Annotated in this window: 16 protein-coding genes, 1 tRNA gene, 1 pseudogene and 1 riboswitch; of the genes and pseudogenes, 7 read left to right on the top strand and 11 right to left on the bottom strand. The window is 57.2% G+C overall.

Going from position 1 to position 16,289, the window contains the following annotated elements; all coding sequences use genetic code 11:
- Nucleotides 1–14 precede the first annotated feature (14 nt).
- From RUESEDTHA_RS09785 to RUESEDTHA_RS09770, 4 genes are read right to left on the bottom strand one after another with little or no spacing between them, the layout of a single operon-like run.
- Nucleotides 15–1,049 carry a TRAP transporter substrate-binding protein gene (locus RUESEDTHA_RS09785; RefSeq protein ID WP_180886563.1) on the bottom strand — a complete coding sequence of 345 codons (1,035 nt, stop codon included), beginning with the start codon at nt 1,047–1,049 and terminating at the stop codon, nt 15–17.
- Between the two features lie 51 nt (nt 1,050–1,100).
- Entirely contained in the window at nt 1,101–2,420 is a 1,320-nt protein-coding gene (locus RUESEDTHA_RS09780) for a TRAP transporter large permease subunit (protein ID WP_180886562.1), read from the bottom strand.
- Nucleotides 2,417–2,989: a TRAP transporter small permease subunit gene (locus tag RUESEDTHA_RS09775; RefSeq protein WP_180886561.1), complete on the bottom strand. Its 573-nt coding sequence runs from the start codon at nt 2,987–2,989 to the stop codon at nt 2,417–2,419. Before RUESEDTHA_RS09775 ends, RUESEDTHA_RS09780 begins: the two co-directional genes overlap by 4 nt.
- Nucleotides 2,990–2,997: 8 nt before the next feature.
- Nucleotides 2,998–3,753 (bottom strand): N-formylglutamate amidohydrolase, encoded by a 756-nt coding sequence (locus RUESEDTHA_RS09770; protein ID WP_255431670.1) that lies wholly within the window; start codon nt 3,751–3,753, stop codon nt 2,998–3,000.
- A 155-nt stretch (nt 3,754–3,908) separates the two neighbouring features.
- Here RUESEDTHA_RS09770 and RUESEDTHA_RS09765 point away from each other — a divergent pair, with 155 nt between their 5' ends.
- Nucleotides 3,909–4,778 (top strand): MurR/RpiR family transcriptional regulator, encoded by an 870-nt coding sequence (locus RUESEDTHA_RS09765; protein WP_180886559.1) that lies wholly within the window; start codon nt 3,909–3,911, stop codon nt 4,776–4,778.
- Between the two features lie 75 nt (nt 4,779–4,853).
- Nucleotides 4,854–5,609, top strand: a pseudogene (locus RUESEDTHA_RS21025) (hypothetical protein); the annotation flags it as partial.
- A 7-nt stretch (nt 5,610–5,616) separates the two neighbouring features.
- On the opposite strand, the gene RUESEDTHA_RS09755 reads toward RUESEDTHA_RS21025, so the two are convergent.
- Nucleotides 5,617–6,291 carry a TIGR04283 family arsenosugar biosynthesis glycosyltransferase gene (locus RUESEDTHA_RS09755; RefSeq protein ID WP_171125358.1) on the bottom strand — a complete coding sequence of 225 codons (675 nt, stop codon included), beginning with the start codon at nt 6,289–6,291 and terminating at the stop codon, nt 5,617–5,619.
- Between the two features lie 71 nt (nt 6,292–6,362).
- Between RUESEDTHA_RS09755 and RUESEDTHA_RS09750 the strand changes: the two genes are divergently transcribed.
- Together RUESEDTHA_RS09750 and RUESEDTHA_RS09745 are read left to right on the top strand one after the other, a co-directional pair.
- The gene (locus RUESEDTHA_RS09750; RefSeq protein ID WP_180886558.1) at nt 6,363–7,100 is read left to right on the top strand and encodes a folate-binding protein YgfZ; all 738 of its coding nucleotides are present in this window, start codon (nt 6,363–6,365) and stop codon (nt 7,098–7,100) included.
- Nucleotides 7,101–7,205: 105 nt separating this feature from the next.
- Nucleotides 7,206–8,150, top strand: coding sequence for an ABC transporter transmembrane domain-containing protein (locus tag RUESEDTHA_RS09745; protein ID WP_180886557.1), 945 nt, complete (start codon nt 7,206–7,208; stop codon nt 8,148–8,150).
- Nucleotides 8,151–8,207: 57 nt separating this feature from the next.
- Here the strand turns inward: RUESEDTHA_RS09745 and efp are convergent, their stop codons facing one another.
- On the bottom strand, nt 8,208–8,771 hold the full coding sequence (gene efp, locus RUESEDTHA_RS09740; RefSeq protein ID WP_170325421.1) for an elongation factor P: 564 nt from the start codon (nt 8,769–8,771) through the stop codon (nt 8,208–8,210).
- Between the two features lie 218 nt (nt 8,772–8,989).
- Here efp and RUESEDTHA_RS09735 point away from each other — a divergent pair, with 218 nt between their 5' ends.
- On the top strand, nt 8,990–9,310 hold the full coding sequence (locus RUESEDTHA_RS09735) for a DUF6280 family protein (protein WP_037310273.1): 321 nt from the start codon (nt 8,990–8,992) through the stop codon (nt 9,308–9,310).
- A 74-nt stretch (nt 9,311–9,384) separates the two neighbouring features.
- Here the strand turns inward: RUESEDTHA_RS09735 and RUESEDTHA_RS09730 are convergent, their stop codons facing one another.
- Nucleotides 9,385–9,954, bottom strand: coding sequence for a cobalamin biosynthesis protein CobQ (locus tag RUESEDTHA_RS09730; RefSeq protein WP_180886556.1), 570 nt, complete (start codon nt 9,952–9,954; stop codon nt 9,385–9,387).
- Between the two features lie 62 nt (nt 9,955–10,016).
- Between RUESEDTHA_RS09730 and RUESEDTHA_RS09725 the strand changes: the two genes are divergently transcribed.
- On the top strand, nt 10,017–11,474 hold the full coding sequence (locus tag RUESEDTHA_RS09725; protein WP_180886555.1) for a cobyric acid synthase: 1,458 nt from the start codon (nt 10,017–10,019) through the stop codon (nt 11,472–11,474).
- A gap of 3 nt (nt 11,475–11,477) precedes the next feature.
- Here RUESEDTHA_RS09725 and RUESEDTHA_RS09720 read toward each other — a convergent pair whose 3' ends face one another.
- The 3 genes from RUESEDTHA_RS09720 to RUESEDTHA_RS09710 form a co-directional block, all read right to left on the bottom strand.
- Nucleotides 11,478–12,218 (bottom strand): hypothetical protein, encoded by a 741-nt coding sequence (locus tag RUESEDTHA_RS09720; RefSeq protein WP_180886554.1) that lies wholly within the window; start codon nt 12,216–12,218, stop codon nt 11,478–11,480.
- Nucleotides 12,219–12,293: 75 nt separating this feature from the next.
- A complete protein-coding gene (locus RUESEDTHA_RS09715; protein WP_180886553.1) occupies nt 12,294–13,712 on the bottom strand; it encodes a TolC family outer membrane protein in 1,419 nt (472 codons plus the stop codon).
- Between the two features lie 95 nt (nt 13,713–13,807).
- The gene (locus tag RUESEDTHA_RS09710; RefSeq protein ID WP_180886552.1) at nt 13,808–14,461 is read right to left on the bottom strand and encodes a protein-L-isoaspartate O-methyltransferase; all 654 of its coding nucleotides are present in this window, start codon (nt 14,459–14,461) and stop codon (nt 13,808–13,810) included.
- A gap of 225 nt (nt 14,462–14,686) precedes the next feature.
- Here RUESEDTHA_RS09710 and RUESEDTHA_RS09705 point away from each other — a divergent pair.
- A tRNA-Cys gene (locus RUESEDTHA_RS09705) sits at nt 14,687–14,760 on the top strand.
- A 213-nt stretch (nt 14,761–14,973) separates the two neighbouring features.
- Here RUESEDTHA_RS09705 and RUESEDTHA_RS09700 read toward each other — a convergent pair.
- Nucleotides 14,974–15,930 carry an NAD(P)-dependent oxidoreductase gene (locus RUESEDTHA_RS09700; RefSeq protein WP_180886551.1) on the bottom strand — a complete coding sequence of 319 codons (957 nt, stop codon included), beginning with the start codon at nt 15,928–15,930 and terminating at the stop codon, nt 14,974–14,976.
- 138 nt (nt 15,931–16,068) lie between these two features.
- Nucleotides 16,069–16,278: riboswitch (cobalamin riboswitch) on the top strand.
- Nucleotides 16,279–16,289 lie beyond the last annotated feature (11 nt).

Genomic DNA, 16,289 nt, shown 5'->3' with positions numbered 1-16,289 from the left:
TAGTCGCTTGGATTTTAGCCGTAGCGATAAGGCCGTCCGGCCTTGAGCATGTCGGCGTTATACTGCTTGAAGATCTCGACAACCTTCGCCTTGGTTTCGGATTCAGCTGCGATCTCATCCCAGAAGGCAACGGCCGCTTCTTCAACCGTCGCCCATTCTTCATCCGGGATCGAGGTCAACTGCATCTTATCGCCGTTGACGCGCAGGCTGGCTTCGCCACCCCAGTACCACCACTGACGATAGTAGTGCGACTGGTCACAGCAGACGCGGAACAGGGTCTGCAAATCTTCGGGCAGCTCGTTCCAGCGATCCATATTGGCAAAGAACGATCCCGCCCATGCGCCCGAGATGTTGTTGGTCAGGAAGTAATTGGTCACATCCGCCCAACCGACAGTGTAGTCTTCGGTGATGCCAGACCACGCGATGCCGTCCAACTCGCCGGTTTGCACCGCGACCTCGATGTCTTCCCAAGGCAGAGTAACCGGGACAACGCCAAACTGCGCCAGGAACCGGCCCGCTGTCGGGAAGGTAAAGACGCGTTTGCCCTGCAGATCGGCCAGGCTGTTGATCGGGTCTTTAGTGGCAAAGTGGCAGGGGTCCCATGCACCGGCGCTGATATGCTTGACGCCGACCTTGGAATATTCCTCATCCCAGATCTCGTTCAGGCCGTACTGGTTGAACAGCACCGGCACGTCCAGCGAATAGCGCGACGCAAACGGGAAATAGCCGCCGAACACCGTTACTTCGGTAGGCGATGCCATCGAGTCATCGTCGGACTGGACCGCATCAATCGTGCCCTTCTGCATGGCACGGAACAGCTCTCCGGTCGGGACAAGCTGATCGGCATAGAACAGCTCGATCTGCATCCGGTCACCGGCGATTTTGTTGAACATCTCGATCGCGGGATCGATCACGTGGGCGGCAAGTGCAGGACCGGCATAGGTCTGCATCCGCCATGTGATCGTGCTTTGCGCCAGTGCAGGCGTGGCCAAAGGTGCAGCGGCAACACCGACCCCGGCTGTTTTCAGAAACTTACGTCTTGTTGTCATGTCATTTCCTCTCTGTTGTAGGTTCTCGTGCCGCTTCAACGGGCATTCTTGTTAATTTCCATAGACATAGCCGGGCAGCCACAGGGCGATTTCCGGGAAAATCATGATGATCGTCAGCGCCAGCACCATCACCGCGACAAACGGAAAGATCGAGCGGTAGATGTCGCGCAGCGTGATCTCGGGCGGGGCCATGGCCCGCATCAGGAACAGGTTATAGCCGAAAGGCGGCGTCATATAGGCGATCTGGGTGGTGATCGTATAAAGCACTCCATACCAGATCAGGTCAAAACCCAATGCCCCCACCAGCGGCACATAGAGCGGCGCCACGATCACCAGCATCGCCGTGTCGTCCAAAAACGTGCCCATCACGATAAAGCTGAGCTGCATCAGGATCAGGATCATCCACGGCGACAAGCCCAATTGATCGGTGAACAGATTGTCGATGGCTTTCACCGCGCCCAGCCCATCGAACACCGCGCCAAAGCCCAGAGCGGCGAGAATGATCCACATGAACATGCACGAAATCGCCAGCGTCTGCTTGGTGCAATCCTCGAAAATCTTCCAAGTCATGCGGCGTTTCACGACCGAGACGACCAGAGCCGTCAGCGCCCCGATGGCCGAGCTTTCGACAAGCGAAGTCCAGCCATTCACAAACGGTACCATCATGGCGGCAAAGATTATCAACGGTAGCGCGCCCGCGCCCAGCAGCCGGATTTTCTCGGCCCGCGGCACCTCATGCGCGTCTTTCATTGCGGGGCCAAGCTCGGGCTGAATGCGGCAGCGAATCCAGATATATAAGATGAAAAGGCTGGCCATCAGCAGGCCCGGCACGATCCCGGCCAGCCATAACTGACCCACCGGTTGCCGCGCGATCATCGCATAAAGCACCAGCACGACCGAGGGCGGTACCAGAATGCCCAAACTGGACCCGGCTTGAATAACGCCGGTCACCATCGTCTTGTCATAGCCCCGCCGCAGCAGTTCCGGCAGCGCAATGGTTGCGCCAATGGCCATCCCCGCGACGCTAAGGCCGTTCATAGCCGAGACCAAAACCATCAAGCCAATCGTGCCGATCGCCAACCCACCATTCACCGGCCCCATCCACACATGGAACATCCGATACAGGTCATCCGCCAGACGGCTTTCCGACAGAACATAACCCATGAAAATGAACATCGGCAGGGTAAGCAGCGGATACCATTTCATCAGCTTCATCGCGGCCGAAAACGTAATATCCTGCCCGCCCGTCCCCCACAGGGCGAGTGCCGCGAAAGTAGCGACCGCTCCGATCGCGCCAAAGACGCGCTGACCTGTGAACAGCATCAGCATCATCGAGGCGAACATGAAAATGGCGATGTATTCCTGGCTCATGCCCGACGAACCCCGATTTCCTGCCCGTTGATCCGGGCTATGTCTTTGAAGAATTCCGATATCGCCTGCAGCAGCATCAGGAAGAAGCCGAACACCATAATCGCCTTGACGGGCCAGATATATGGTCGCCACGCGGTCGAGGATCGTTCGAGGCGCCCGATCTCTTCACTGCCGGTCAGCAGGCCAGTGAAGTACGAGATCGGCGAATCCCCCCAATAGCCAAGGCTATAGGCGGTTGATCCCAGCCCGCCATAAAACAGCACGCCTAGATACAGGATCAGCAACATCACGGTGAAGGCGTCGAACCACGCTTTTTTCGTGTGGCTCCAGTTGTGATAGAACAGGTCCATCCGCACGTTCGACCCCAGTTGGATCGAATACGGCCCGCCCATGATGTAATAGGTCACCATCGCGAACTGCGCCATTTCCAGCGTCCACAGCGACGGCAGGAAAAAGGTCTTCGAGATCGAAGACCACAGCAGGATGCCCATCATCACGAACAGGCCCCACATCATCACCCGCCCGATCCTATAGTTGATCGCATCGACGACGCGGACATATACACCCATGACCCGGATCACATCGCCACCTTCTTATTGATGCCCGACAAGACCCTCGCAATCCACGGGACCAGCGCGTCAGCCACAGCCGACTGCTGCTCAGGCGTTTCGATCAGGTCGTTGCGGATTTCGATCATCACATTCATCAACCCGCGCGGCGCGGCCTGCGCGTCCAGAGTATGCGCAACACCATCGGCGGCCGAATAAGGCTCGTTCAAGCGGGTGACATATGGGTTCTGGGCTGGCTGCTGGGCCATCATTGAGGTCGCGAAACGGTCATCCTCACCGTGCAGGATACCCAGTTCCACCTCACGCTTTTTGCCAAGATATATGGGCGTGAAGCTGTGAACCGTGACCATCAACTCTAACGAGCGCCGATACTGGTCCAACACATCCGACAGGGATTTGCGAAACGGCTCATAGACCCCTTCGATACGCGCCTTGCGCCCTTGCGAAGACAGGCTTGCATTGGCCGGAATGTCCCAGTTCTCACTTCGTACCGGCATGGCCCCGGCGGCCTCGGGCGGGCGGTTGCAGTCGTAAACCAGACGCGAAACGCCACCATAGACCAAGGGGGCCGACATGCGCGCAGCCATCAGTTTAGCCACGGCCAATGCGCCGGGATCCCAGGCGATATGGCTTAGCAACGCATCTGGTTCCAATCCCATATCCCCAAGAGATACAGGGATTCGATTGGACGCGTGCTCACAGACCAGCATCATCGAAGGCGCGTCGTCTGCCAAATCCGTGTGAACGACTGTTCCGAAGTCCAATTTACCGCCCTGCGATTCCATGTGTGATCGTCGCGGAAAAATTTCCACACTCAGCAAACACCTGTCAATAATTTTCCTGTACAAAATTTTCCACGCTTGATCTTGATGAAAAATTGTTCACATTATGCCCCTGTCGCATACAGGAGGATCGTTCAGTGCGGGTGACGGACAGGCTGCTGGCCCATCGGGACAAGATGACCCCTTCTGAACGGCAACTCGTCAGTGTTCTGCTGGATGATTACCCCATGGCCGGGCTGGGCAGCATCACCGAACTGGCCAGCGCAGCCTCGGTTTCGACCACGACAGTTGCGCGGATGCTGCAGAAAACCGGGTTTGACGGCTATCCGCAGTTTCAGGCCGCCCTGCGTGGCGAGGTGAAAGAGATGATCTCGGGGCCTGTCGCCAAGCGCGACGTCTGGCAGAATGACCTGCCCGAAGAACACATCCTGAATCGCTATTCCCAACAATCCCTTGCCAACCAGAAGCGCACGATAGACGAAGTTGATCCCGGTGAATTCGATAGCTTTTGCAACCTGTTATCGGAGCCGAACCGGCGGATTTTCATCACCGGCGGGCGCATCACGGGCACGCTGGCGCAGTATCTCTATCTGCACTTGCAAATGATCCGGCCCGACGTCCGGTTGCTGCCCGTCGCGGCCTCCTGGACGCATGACCTGCTGGATGTTCGAAAGAATGACGTTCTGGTTGCGCTGGACGTGCGCAGGTACGAGAACGCGACCATGTTGATCGGGCAGCTTTGTCAGGAACGCGAGGCCGAGATTGTGCTGTTCACCGACCAGTGGCGCTCGCCTATTCACCGGCTGGCGCGGCACACTTTCGCGGCCCGGATCGCCGTGCCTTCGGCCTGGGACTCGATGGCTTCAATCCTTGCGTTAATGGAATGTGCCATCGCCGAGGTGCAGGAGCGGCTTTGGGATTCGGTAAAGGAACGCACTGACGAGTTGGAGCAAGCCTTTGACCGCACCAAGCTATTTCGGAAGTTTGGCCAAAGCTCCGGCTCTTGATTTCTGATCCGACAAAAAGAACAACAGCCCGTGAAGAGTGTTGCCACGTCGTGAACGCGTCGTCACTTTGTATGCATGACGTTTATTGCCGACAATCAACTGCCCCTGTTGATCCTGTTCTTTCTGATTGGATCGGTTGGAACCGGGTTTCTGTTCCGAAAACCTGCTGGCCACCGTGCGTGGAAACTGGCTGATCTCGTTTGGGTTGTTCTGGGCGGAATCGGTGCCTTGGTTGCTGTTCTTGCAGGGTTATACACATCAGACAGTTCGCGGCTGGACCGGCAGATTGACGTGGCTTATGCCGCAACGCTTGCGTTCGACCGGGATGCCGCACGGTTCCGGCTGCGCTTTTGTGACCCCGCCTATGACAAAGATATCGGGGTTTTGTGCGACAAGGTGGAGTTCCTATCGGCGTCCACCGCCAGTAATTCCGAGCTTCCTTTGTTTATCGCCGTCACAAACGAGGTCGCGCCGCTTCAGGGTCTGCATTTCCTGTTCGGACAAAGCGCAAAGGCCGAGCAGGACGACATGCGGGCAATGGCCTCAAAGGTTGAATCCTTCGACTTGGATCAGTTTCTGGTTTTCACGTCACTCGACGAAGAAACGCAGGCTGCAATCGACAACATGCGCCGAAAAGTTCCGGCAATCGCCGGGGACTATGTCATTCTTGCCCAGAGTTACGACGATCTGATCGCGCAGGTTGGGAAGCTAAAGGACGAATGGGAATACCTGCAAGCCAATGCACATATTCTGGTGCTGCAGATCGTCGCCCTCTGTCTGGTTAGTTTCGCGGCCCCGTTCCGGCTGGGTAAGTCGATCGTCGAACTGCGCACAAGCCTCAGCGCCGGTATGACTGAGCCAGCCGTTCAGGATCACCACCCAGAAAATACCGCGTCAGTGTCCACAAGTTCCGCGCACCCCGGCGGGCCCACCCCACCCTCTGATACCGATCCGCACTTGTGAAGGCACGAACGGGTAACAGGGTTATACCCCGCAGCCGACGCGCCAGCGCAACATCTTCCATTAATGGCTGGTCTGGGTACCCCCCCGCATCCATGTAAGCCTTGCGCCTGATCAAAAGTCCCTGATCGCCATACGGCAACCGAAACAGACGGCTGCGCAAATTGGCCCAACCCGCAACCCAGGCAGGTGCAAACCCCGCAGCGCGGAAAGCAAGACGAAAGGCCGCCGGACCGCCGGTCCGCAAGTGATCACCCACAGCCTTGCTCCACCCCTCTTGCAAGACGGTATCCGCGTGCAGAACCAATAACCATTCAGCCTTGGCCAATGCGCATCCGCGCTGCAGTTGTCCCCCGCGTGACGCAGCACCGGTCACAATCTCGGCCCCGGCGTCATCGGCAATTTCCAACGTAGAATCGGTAGAGCCACCATCAGAAACAATCAGTTCCCGGATCAGTCCGGTATGCAGCCCCTCCATCAAAGCCTGCAGCGTTTCAGGAAGGCTGTCCGCCGCATTCAGCGTTGGGATGACGATGCTGATCGGCGCTGGCATGATGAAACCCTCTGGTCTTGTCGGCGTGAACTCCTATATCACGTGGCTCAAGGAAAAGACGAGGACGTAACATGCCCAATCGCCGCATCCTGCGCTTTGGCGGCGCGGACACTGACAGTTTCCTGCAAGGGCTGGTGACAAATGACATCGCCGGGATAGAACACGGGATCGTCTACGCCGCGCTGCTGACCCCTCAGGGCAAGTATCTGGCAGATTTCTTTCTGCTGCGGGACGGAGAGACCGTTCTTCTGGACGTGGCAGAGGAACTGGCTGACGGTCTCGTCAAGCGGTTGAACATGTACAAGCTGCGGGCCGATGTCACGATTGATGATAGCGGCCTGAACCTTCAACGCGGAACGGGCCCTGCCCCCCATGGCGCGCTGTCGGATCCCCGTCATCCCGAAATGGGTTGGCGCATCTACTCGGAAAACGCCGAGGGCGACGATGGCACCGATTGGGACGCGATCCGCGTGCGTCACTGCATTCCCGAGACTGCAATCGAACTGACAACTGACAGCTATATCCTTGAATCCGGTTTCGAGGTCTTGAACGGTGTCGACTTCAAAAAGGGCTGCTATGTCGGGCAGGAAGTCACCGCGCGGATGAAACACAAGACCGAGTTGCGCAAGGGTCTGCGCAGCGTCCGGGTCGGCGGCGCGGCCCCGGTCGGGGCGGAAATTCTGTCCGATGGAAAACCCGCAGGCACGCTGTTTACCCAGTCTGACGGTCGGGGCATCGCCTATCTTAGACTGGACCGCGCCAAGGGCGATTTGACCGCCGACGGAGTCCCAATCACCGTTGAGATTTGATTGTTGCCAATCCAGCACGGCGTAACCCACGGTTTTTGAGGTATAGTTTGAACACGCCCAAAGGCGCTGCCACACTGTGTGCAGGTTCAAGAACCGGAAAAACAAATGTTCAAACTATACAGAGCGATCTGGCGTGCCAGTGCAGGGCGTCAGATCATCCTTATTATTCTATCCATAGCCATCGCGGGTCTGGCTGCGGTGCCGCTGGAGTTTCAGCGCGACATCGTCAACCATCTGACCGAGGATAACGTCGACACGGATCACCTGATCTATCTCGGAAGCGGCATGATGTCCGTTATCCTGCTGAGTCTTGCTCTGAAATGGTTGCTGGGCTTTCGGGCTGGCACATTGGGCGAAGACATGATCCGCATGATCCGGCAACGGCTGCTATTGCGTTCATCGGATCTGGGCGAAACGGGCGGGACCGTTCGCAAGGGAACAATGACCACCGCAATCTCGGCCGAAGCCGAAGAGCTGGGCAAATTTGCGGGCGGGGCGTTTTCGGATCCGGTGGTGCAAGTGGGAACTCTGATCAGTGTGATCGGGTATATTTCATCGACGCAGCCGGGACTTGGCCTGATTGCATTTTCGATGATTGTGCCGCAGATCGTCATCGTTCTGATCTCACAGCGCAAAGTAAACACCTTTGTGGCCGAGCGCGTCCACATCCTGCGCAGCGCGACCGACAAGCTGACGGTCGAAGATATCGACGCTGTCGCGCGTGATATCGAAGCGCAGTTCGACGACATCTACGAAACACGCCGTCGTATGTTTTTGTGGAAACTGTCCGCCAAGTTCCTGCTCAGCGTCATCAACGGCGCGGGCACCGTCGGCGTTTTGATGCTGGGCGGTTATCTCGTTTTACAAGGCAAAACGGATGTGGGTACTGTGGTCGCCGCGACCAGCGGTTTAACCCGCATTCAAGGGCCAACCGCCTTTTTGATCGCGTTCTACCGGCAAGTCAGTGCCAATCGCATCAAATACGAGTTGATGCTTGAATTGTTCGGCCCCAATCCTGAACAGTATCGGAACCCAAGAAGGTTAAGTTAAAAAGACCGCGCGGCCCCTGCCGTCGCGGTATTTTTTCATTTTCATCAAGGCAACCGTTTAGGCGCGCTCGGAATATTCCATGGTTTCGGTGTTCACGACGATCATCTCATCCTGTCCGATGAACGGCGGCACCATGACCTTAACGCCATTGTCCAGAATCGCCGGTTTGAACGAGTTCGCAGCGGTTTGACCTTTGACGACAGGTTCGGTCTCGACGATCTTGCAGGTCACTTTCTGGGGCAAAGTGGCGTTCAGCGCCTCGGATTCGTAGAACTCGACCACGATGGTCATGCCGTCCTGCAGAAACGGGCGGCGCTCGCCCAGCAGCTCGGCAGGCAGTTCGATCTGTTCGTAGGTCTCAGAGTCCATGAACACCAGCATGCCGTCAGATTCGTACAGGAACTGCTGGTCCTTCTGCTCTAGCCGCACACGTTCAACTTTATCCGCCGAACGGAACCGTTCGTTCAATTTTGACCCATTCCGCAGGTTGCGCAATTCGACTTGCGCAAAAGCACCGCCTTTTCCGGGCTTTACATGATCGACTTTTACGGCTGCCCACAGACCGTCATTATGCTCAAGCACATTGCCGGGGCGAATTTCGTTCCCATTTATCTTGGGCATTACATAAATCCTTCACAAACGGTTGATGCGTAAGTTGCGCTCCCTATATCTGGCGTGGCTGCACCTGGCAAGACAACGAGACCTTGTGCTGCAGCTGCAGCAAGCCATGCAAATGACGCAACGCAACTATGCATATTAGGTGTATCCGAATCGCACTTAATCGGTCATAAGGACCGTCACGCCGAAAATGCAAGAGCAAGAACAACAAGGAAGACGAGATGAGAGATTTCGTTGACGGCACCGCCTTTAACAATGAGCAAGGCAACCGTGCTCGTAAACTTTTCGCAGCCGTTGTGTTGGCTGCACTGGATGACGCAATCGCCGACGATAAAAAGTACGGCAATGGCCCCGAACAAATCGCTCGGTGGGCCCGCTCGCGCGATGGTCGCGAGGTCCTGTCTTGTGCAGGGATTGACCCGAACGAACGCGTTGTCAGCGGACTGATGGAGTTCGTTGGTCGTGGTGTACGCACCTCGGTCGCCCTGTCGCGTGAAGAGAGCGAGCGTCGCAACGCCGCACAACAGGCAGAAGCAGCCTGATCCAAACTTCTGGTCGGATGAAAAAGCGCGCTCCTGCCACTGGAGCGCGCTTTTCGTTTGCCCCAAGCGTTGCGTCAGAAAAACAGCAACCACTGTCGCGCAACCCAAACCTCGGCGCACAGCATCATGGCAAAAAACACCTTCGCCGACCATGCCATGCCCCGCCGCCACAGTAACAGATAAGACACCGCGCACACTGTCAATGACACAGGTGCCACCCAAAAGGCGTGGTGCGCGCTGTCCCAATAACTGACTGGGCTGTCAAAGACCCACGAGCTGAATGGCCAGAACTGGGGCCGCCCGTCCCCGGCATGCAATAGAAAGTCCAGTAACAAATGCAGCAAGCCAGCCGACGCGCCAACGATTAGCGGCCTGATACGGAACCAAACCCCAGCAAATAGCGCCAATCCCCAAACAAAAAATGAATTGTCGACGGCGAATACGGTCTGCCATTCCGAAGAATAGTAAAGCTGACCGAAAACCACCTGCTCAGGAATCCCCAAAATGAACAGGGACACCCCAGCCATCAGGTAAAGCGACACATCCGGCAGCGCAGAGCCCAGCAAAGCAGCCCACAAAATCCGCCCCCGCGGAGGATTTGCGAAAGCCGCAGCCCCGATCAAAAGATGTGCAGGTGTGTTCATCCGGGGCTTTTCCTCAGCCATCAAATCGGGTCATGTGCCCTTCAGGTTATAGGAGACTCGGCATGGTTCGCGCCATCATGATTCAGGGCACCGGCAGCAATGTCGGCAAGTCGGTTCTGGTGGCAGGGCTGGCCCGGGCCTATACGCGGCGCGGCCTGCGTGTCGCACCGTTCAAGCCGCAAAACATGTCAAACAATGCCGCCGTCACCGAGAACGGCGGTGAGATCGGACGGGCGCAGGCATTACAGGCCCGCGCTGCCAAACGGCCGACGCATACTGACATGAACCCGATTCTGCTGAAACCTGAAACGGATACCGGCGCTCAGATTGTCGTACAGGGCCAACGCGCCGGGACGATGAAAGCCGGAGATTACCGCAAGGACAAGTCCAAGCTGCTGAGTGCTGCCTTGGAAAGCTTTGACAGGTTATGCGACGATGCCGATCTGGTGCTGATAGAAGGCGCTGGAAGCCCGGCGGAAACCAACCTGCGCAAGGGCGATATTGCCAACATGGGCTTCGCCTGTGCTGCGGGGGTTCCTGTGGTTCTGGTCGGTGACATCCATCGCGGCGGCGTCATTGCCCAGATCGTTGGAACCCAGGCCGTGCTTGATGCGAGCGATCTGGCTATGATCAGGGGCTTTGTGGTTAACCGCTTTAAGGGTGATGTTTCACTGTTTGACGAAGGACGAGATGACATAGCAGCGCGAACCGGATGGCCCTGTTTGGGCGTCGTTCCTTGGTTCCATGATGCGTGGCGTCTTCCAGCCGAAGACATGATGGATATCCGCTCGCACAGCGGTGGGGCCTGTAAAGTCGTGGTCCCGCAACTGGAGAGGATGGCGAATTTCGACGATCTTGACCCCCTGTCCGCCGAACCGGGCATCACCGTAGAGATCGTGCCTGCTGGTCGCGCTCTGCCCGGAGACGCCGATCTGGTGCTTTTGCCGGGCAGCAAATCGACCATCGGCGATCTGGCTTATTTCCGCGCTCAGGGCTGGGATGTGGATCTATTTGCACATGTTCGTCGGGGCGGTCATGTCTTGGGCTTGTGTGGCGGGTATCAAATGCTGGGCAAGACGATCGCGGACCCGGAAGGGGTGGATGGTCGCCAGGGGACTGTCGAAGGCTTGGGCCTATTAGATGTCGACACGGTGATGTCGGGACAAAAGACGCTCACCCTGCGCAGCGCCCGAACTGTTCCAGGCGGCGACCCTGTACAGGGTTATGAAATTCACATGGGTAAAACAGAGGGGGCCGATTGCCGACGCGCTTGGCTGGAAATCGACGGGCGGCCAGAAGGCGCCACTGACAAGTCCGGCCGCATTCGTGGCAGCTATTTGCATGGCATCTTCTCTTCTGACGCATTTCGCGCCAGCTACTTGTCACAGCTCGGCGCAGCATCGGATTTGGGTTATGAAGATGGGGTTGAGGACACACTCGACGCGTTGGCGGACCATCTTGAAACGCATATGAACCTGGATCAACTGCTGGACCTTGCAGAGAGTCCTACGCGCGGATAACGATCAATCCGGCTTGTGTTCGGCAAGCGCTCGATAAATCTCGCGCCGGACCATTTTGCGGACGTTGCGCGTAATCCGCTCACCCAGAACGCCTTGCAGTTCCTCACGCACAACCAGCGCTATCAGGTCACGTAACGCGACCTCATCAAGGGCGGTTACGTCCCTGGGCTGTTCAGTGGATGATACAGCGGCAGCGGTCACTTCGGGATCGCGAATGAACATTGCCTTCGTTTCGGAAACCTGGGGTTCGGCCTCGGGCGCAGAGTCATCATTATCGGCGTGGACGTCTTCCTTGGCGCTGCTTGCTTCCTCATCCGCGCTCCATTCCAGCGACGTCGTGCGCGTGCCGGAATACTCGTCCTCGCTATCGCCGTCCGGCTCCCACTGATCTTCGGTGCGGGCAATTGCGGCTTCCAGCGCCTCGATCTTCGCACTCAGACTATCCGCTGGATCAGGGCTTTGCTGTTCTTCGGCGACAGGTTCGTCACGCTTAACAATGTCGCTGGCACGCAGGACCATTGGCTTGATGGACGCATCCGCGGTGTATTTCGCCTTGGGTTCCGCCTCGTCTTCGTCTTCTGCTGCTTCGCTAACACGCAAAGCATCCGTCAGGACCAAGCGACCCGGCTTTCTGGACATGGCTGTTGGAACAAGGTCCGGGATCTTGCGGCCTTCTTCACCGACCAGCCGTTTGATAGAGGACAAAACGTCCTCTACGCTCCCGTTTACCACCTTGTCCGTCATCTTTTCACTACCACTCTGTCCTCAGAATCGAGTGTAGCCAAACACTTCGGACCTCACAACCGTCAGCTTGGACCCTTAGTCGCGACGCAACGCTTTCAGCACGCGATCCAGATCCTTGCTCTGCTTGCTGACCTGCGCCGGTGCGCGCTTGACCAGGTTGTAGTAGAGCGTCGGGTCATAGATCTGCACAGCAAGACCGAGCCGCTCGGCCGTTAGCAGACCTTGGGCCTGCAGCAAATCATAGGCCGCACGTGACCGCTCTGTGCGTGAACCAACCTCGGTCAACTGCGCGTTCAGCAAGTCCTGCTGAGCGTTCAGAACGTCCAGCGTGGTCCGAGCGCCCAATGTCGCCTCTTCCCGGATACCGTCAAACGCGACCTGCGAGGCGCGAACCTGTTCCGTCGACGCTCTCAGGCTTGCAGTTGCGGCCTGAAAACGCGCATAGGCATCTGCCACGCCCTGCGTGATGTCTTTTTGCACGTTCAACAGGTTTGCTCGCGAGGCGTCACGGGTCGCCATGGACCGACGCACGTTTGCCGCCAAACGACCACCAGCATAGATCGGCTGGTTGAAGTTCAGCGAAATCGACGCGTCTTCGAGGTTGTCATCATTGTCATAGCTTTCGCGAATACCCGCATCCGCGTTCAGGCTTACGTTCGGACCAAGGTTGGCACGCTGCTGCTGCACGGCCAGATCAAAGGCTCGCACCTCGTGCTGAGCGGCCAGAATTGCGGGGTGGTTCCGCTGAGCGAAGGCGATCGCTTCAGATTCTGAGCCAGATAGGTTCGGCAGGCTGGGTTGGCCCGCTGTTGCACCCGGCGCTTTACCCACGGCGTTCACATATTCCGCCTGCGCGCGGCTCAGGTTACCGCGAGCAATGGCAAGTTCCGCCTGAGCACTGGCAAGCTGCGCTTGGGACAACGCAACGTCGGTTCGTGTGACTTCGCCCACGTCGAAACGATCCTGAGAGGCCCGGAGTTCCTCGGAAGACACATCGACATCGTTGAGCTGAATCTGAACGGTTTCTTCTTGAAGAACGACTTCCAGATACGCATTCACGGCGCGGAACAGGACAAGCTGTTCAATATCAATCAGGTTCTGACGGGTGGACAGAACGATTTCCTGCGCAGACTGTTTGCCCAGAACCGAGAAGCCGCCATCATAAATCAATTGGCTCAGCGTCAATCCGGTGAAAAAGGACGATGGTTCGTTCCTGACTACGACGTCATCCGTGGTGGAACGCGTGTAATCCTGACTGACTTGCACCGTCCAGTTGATGATCGGCCGCAGCGCAGACAGGGCAATTGCCACATCTTCGTCTGCTGCACGCAGCAGCGCGCGGTTCTGTTCCAGCAATCCGCTTGTGTTATATGCACCAATGAAAGCGTCGGTCAGATTATCTGCCCAAACCGCCCGTCCCGGAACAACGCTGAGTGCGATACCAGCCGTCAGCGCCAAGGCCTTGACCAGCTTACCTCCCGACTTTGAACTCATAACGAAATCCTCTCAAATCAAAATTACGCAGCCCTAGGCGCAGTTTGCGCCTTTGCTTTCAACTAATCAAGGCAGCAGAATAATCTGCCGTAGAATTATAGCGAAAATGCACGATCCGCGGAAAATGCCTGCAATACCGGCGCGTTGGCATTAAAAGCATGGCGCCAGGTCACCCGACCTCCGGATTTATGGCCGATGCGAACCGTTCCCAGCTCACCTTCCATGAAAAGGCAAGCAATCCGGCCGTGTTCTTTGAGCTGATCAATAATGGCGTCTGGCACCTGCTCGACCCCGCCCTGGATCATGATCACGTCGTAAGGCCCATGCTCTGTCGCACCTTGCGCCAACGGTCCGACATGCACGATGGCGTTGTCTGCGTCCGCCTCCATAAGGACGGTCTGAGACTCGGCCGCAAGGTCCTCGTCTTCCTCGACTCCGACAACCAATTGCGCCATCCGCGCCGCAACTGCTGTCGAATACCCCATAGCCGAGCCGACATCCAAAACAATCTCATCATTTGAAATGTTAAGTGCATCCAATATCTTAGCCAGAGTCCTGGGCTCTAGCATACAGCGCCCCGCACCCATATCTACCAATCCTTCGACATAAGCCGCCTCGCGCTGGGAATCCGGCACGAAGTTCTCTCGCCTCACGTTCAACATCGCGTCGATAATGGGAAACTTGGTCACATCAGAGGGTCGGATCTGTGTATCAACCATCGTGCGGCGGCGGGCTGCGAAGTCTGTCATTGGATCGCTCGTATCTTTCCCTTGGATGATGCGCTTGTGCCATATCAGGGCGGAACCAGCAACGGCCAGCACAGAGAACTTTTGCCGCAGAACCAATATTTCCCGAGTATCTACAACCAGCCAAGGCGTTCTGCATGAATTTTTGAGGCGCCCCTCTGGACGCCCCAGACGAAAGCTGTTAAAACGCCCCCCACACCACGACAAGTATTTGATTTTACTTGAAAAGGCGAGTTGGCGGAGTGGTGACGCAGCGGATTGCAAATCCGTGTACACCGGTTCGATTCCGGTACTCGCCTCCAATTTTTGCCAAATCATTGACTTAGCCCTGTGGTGCTCGGGTGTGGTACACTGGCAATAGTGCCCTCCCCGCGCCTAAGACCCTCAGAAAATGGCATTTTTTCCGCAGGCCTTACCCTGCTTCTGTCGCCAGAAAAGCGATCCTGCCCACAGGAGAACCGCTGCGTGCCCAGTGGACAAGCGCGCGGCGGCAAGGTGACGGATTTCATGAATAACTAAACGGCGTTGCGACCCTGAGGGACGACCTCGTACCCTGGCTCTTCGGGTTCGTCGTCTTCCATCTCGGGCGGAAACCCTGGGGCGCTGACATCCAGCCCAGTCGCATCCTCCAGGCGCCGGATAATGTTCGGCGAAAGCTCCCGCTCTCCATAACGTGCGATGGCGTCGTCAAAAATTCGGATCATCAGCGGGTTCATTTCAAGCGGAACACCGGCGCGGTCTGCCACCTCCTGAAACAGACCGATGTCCTTTTTCACAAGGTCCATTGTGAATGAGATATCCCGCGATCCGTTCAAAATGACCTGACTTTCTGTCTCATGGACAAAGGATGTACCCGAAGAGATCTTGATGGCCTCATATGTGGTATTCAGGTCCATACCGGCAGCCTTGGCGGTAACCAATGCTTCGGCGCAGGTGATCAGATTCGCCGTGGCCAGGTAGTTTGTCAGAACCTTCAGCACCGAGGCCGAGCCGAGCTCGCCGGTGTGCAGGATGCGCCGGCCCATTGTCGTCAGAAATGGCAGGATACGCTCAAAGGTATCCCGGTCGCAGCCCGCAAAGATCGAGATGTTGCCCGTCGCTGCGCGGTGGCACCCGCCCGACACAGGACAATCCACGGCTGCGCCCCCGCGTTCGATTACAAGGGCACCCAGCCGTTTGACCTCGGCCTCGTCGGTGGTAGACATCTCCATCCAGATCTTGCCGGTACGGACATTGGGCAGCATCTCTTGCATCACCGCATCCGACGCGGCGGGTGATGGCAGGCAGGTAATGACCGCATCGCAATCGCGCATCAGCTGTGCGGGACTTTCGGCGGCCTTTGCACCCCGCGTTACAAATTCAGCGACCAGATTGGGATTCAGATCATGTACGGTCAGGTCGATCCCGTTGCGAAGCAAGGATCCCGACAGTTTGCCACCCACATTGCCCAGCCCGATAAAGCCTACCTTCATGCGACATACCTCTCTTGTTTAGGGCATGGCAGCATGACGCTTGCCCCCAAGTCATGCCGCCCAGCGACGCTGTCAGGTCGCTTTTTCACTCTGGTAGCGCGGATATCTGCGAGTCGCTTGACAATCCCCTGCCGGGTGCCGCATGTCCGATCCGTTGGTGTCCATCTTAGGATGGATGAAAAGGGAATGTGTCAGCGGATCTTCCGTGAAACACAGCCGCCCCCGCGACCGTGACCGGAGAGGGTGCCCAAAGCCACTGGCCAATAAGGTCGGGAAGGCAGGACATCTGACAGGGCTATGCCCCGATATCCGCAAGCCGGGAGACCTGCCAGCGCCCGAAGATGTAACCGGACGGGGTG

This window comes from Ruegeria sp. THAF57, from assembly GCF_903914075.1.
Lineage (GTDB): Bacteria > Pseudomonadota > Alphaproteobacteria > Rhodobacterales > Rhodobacteraceae > Ruegeria.
Note: the sequence above shows the minus strand (reverse complement) of the source record. Positions and strands in the feature narration are given on the sequence as shown.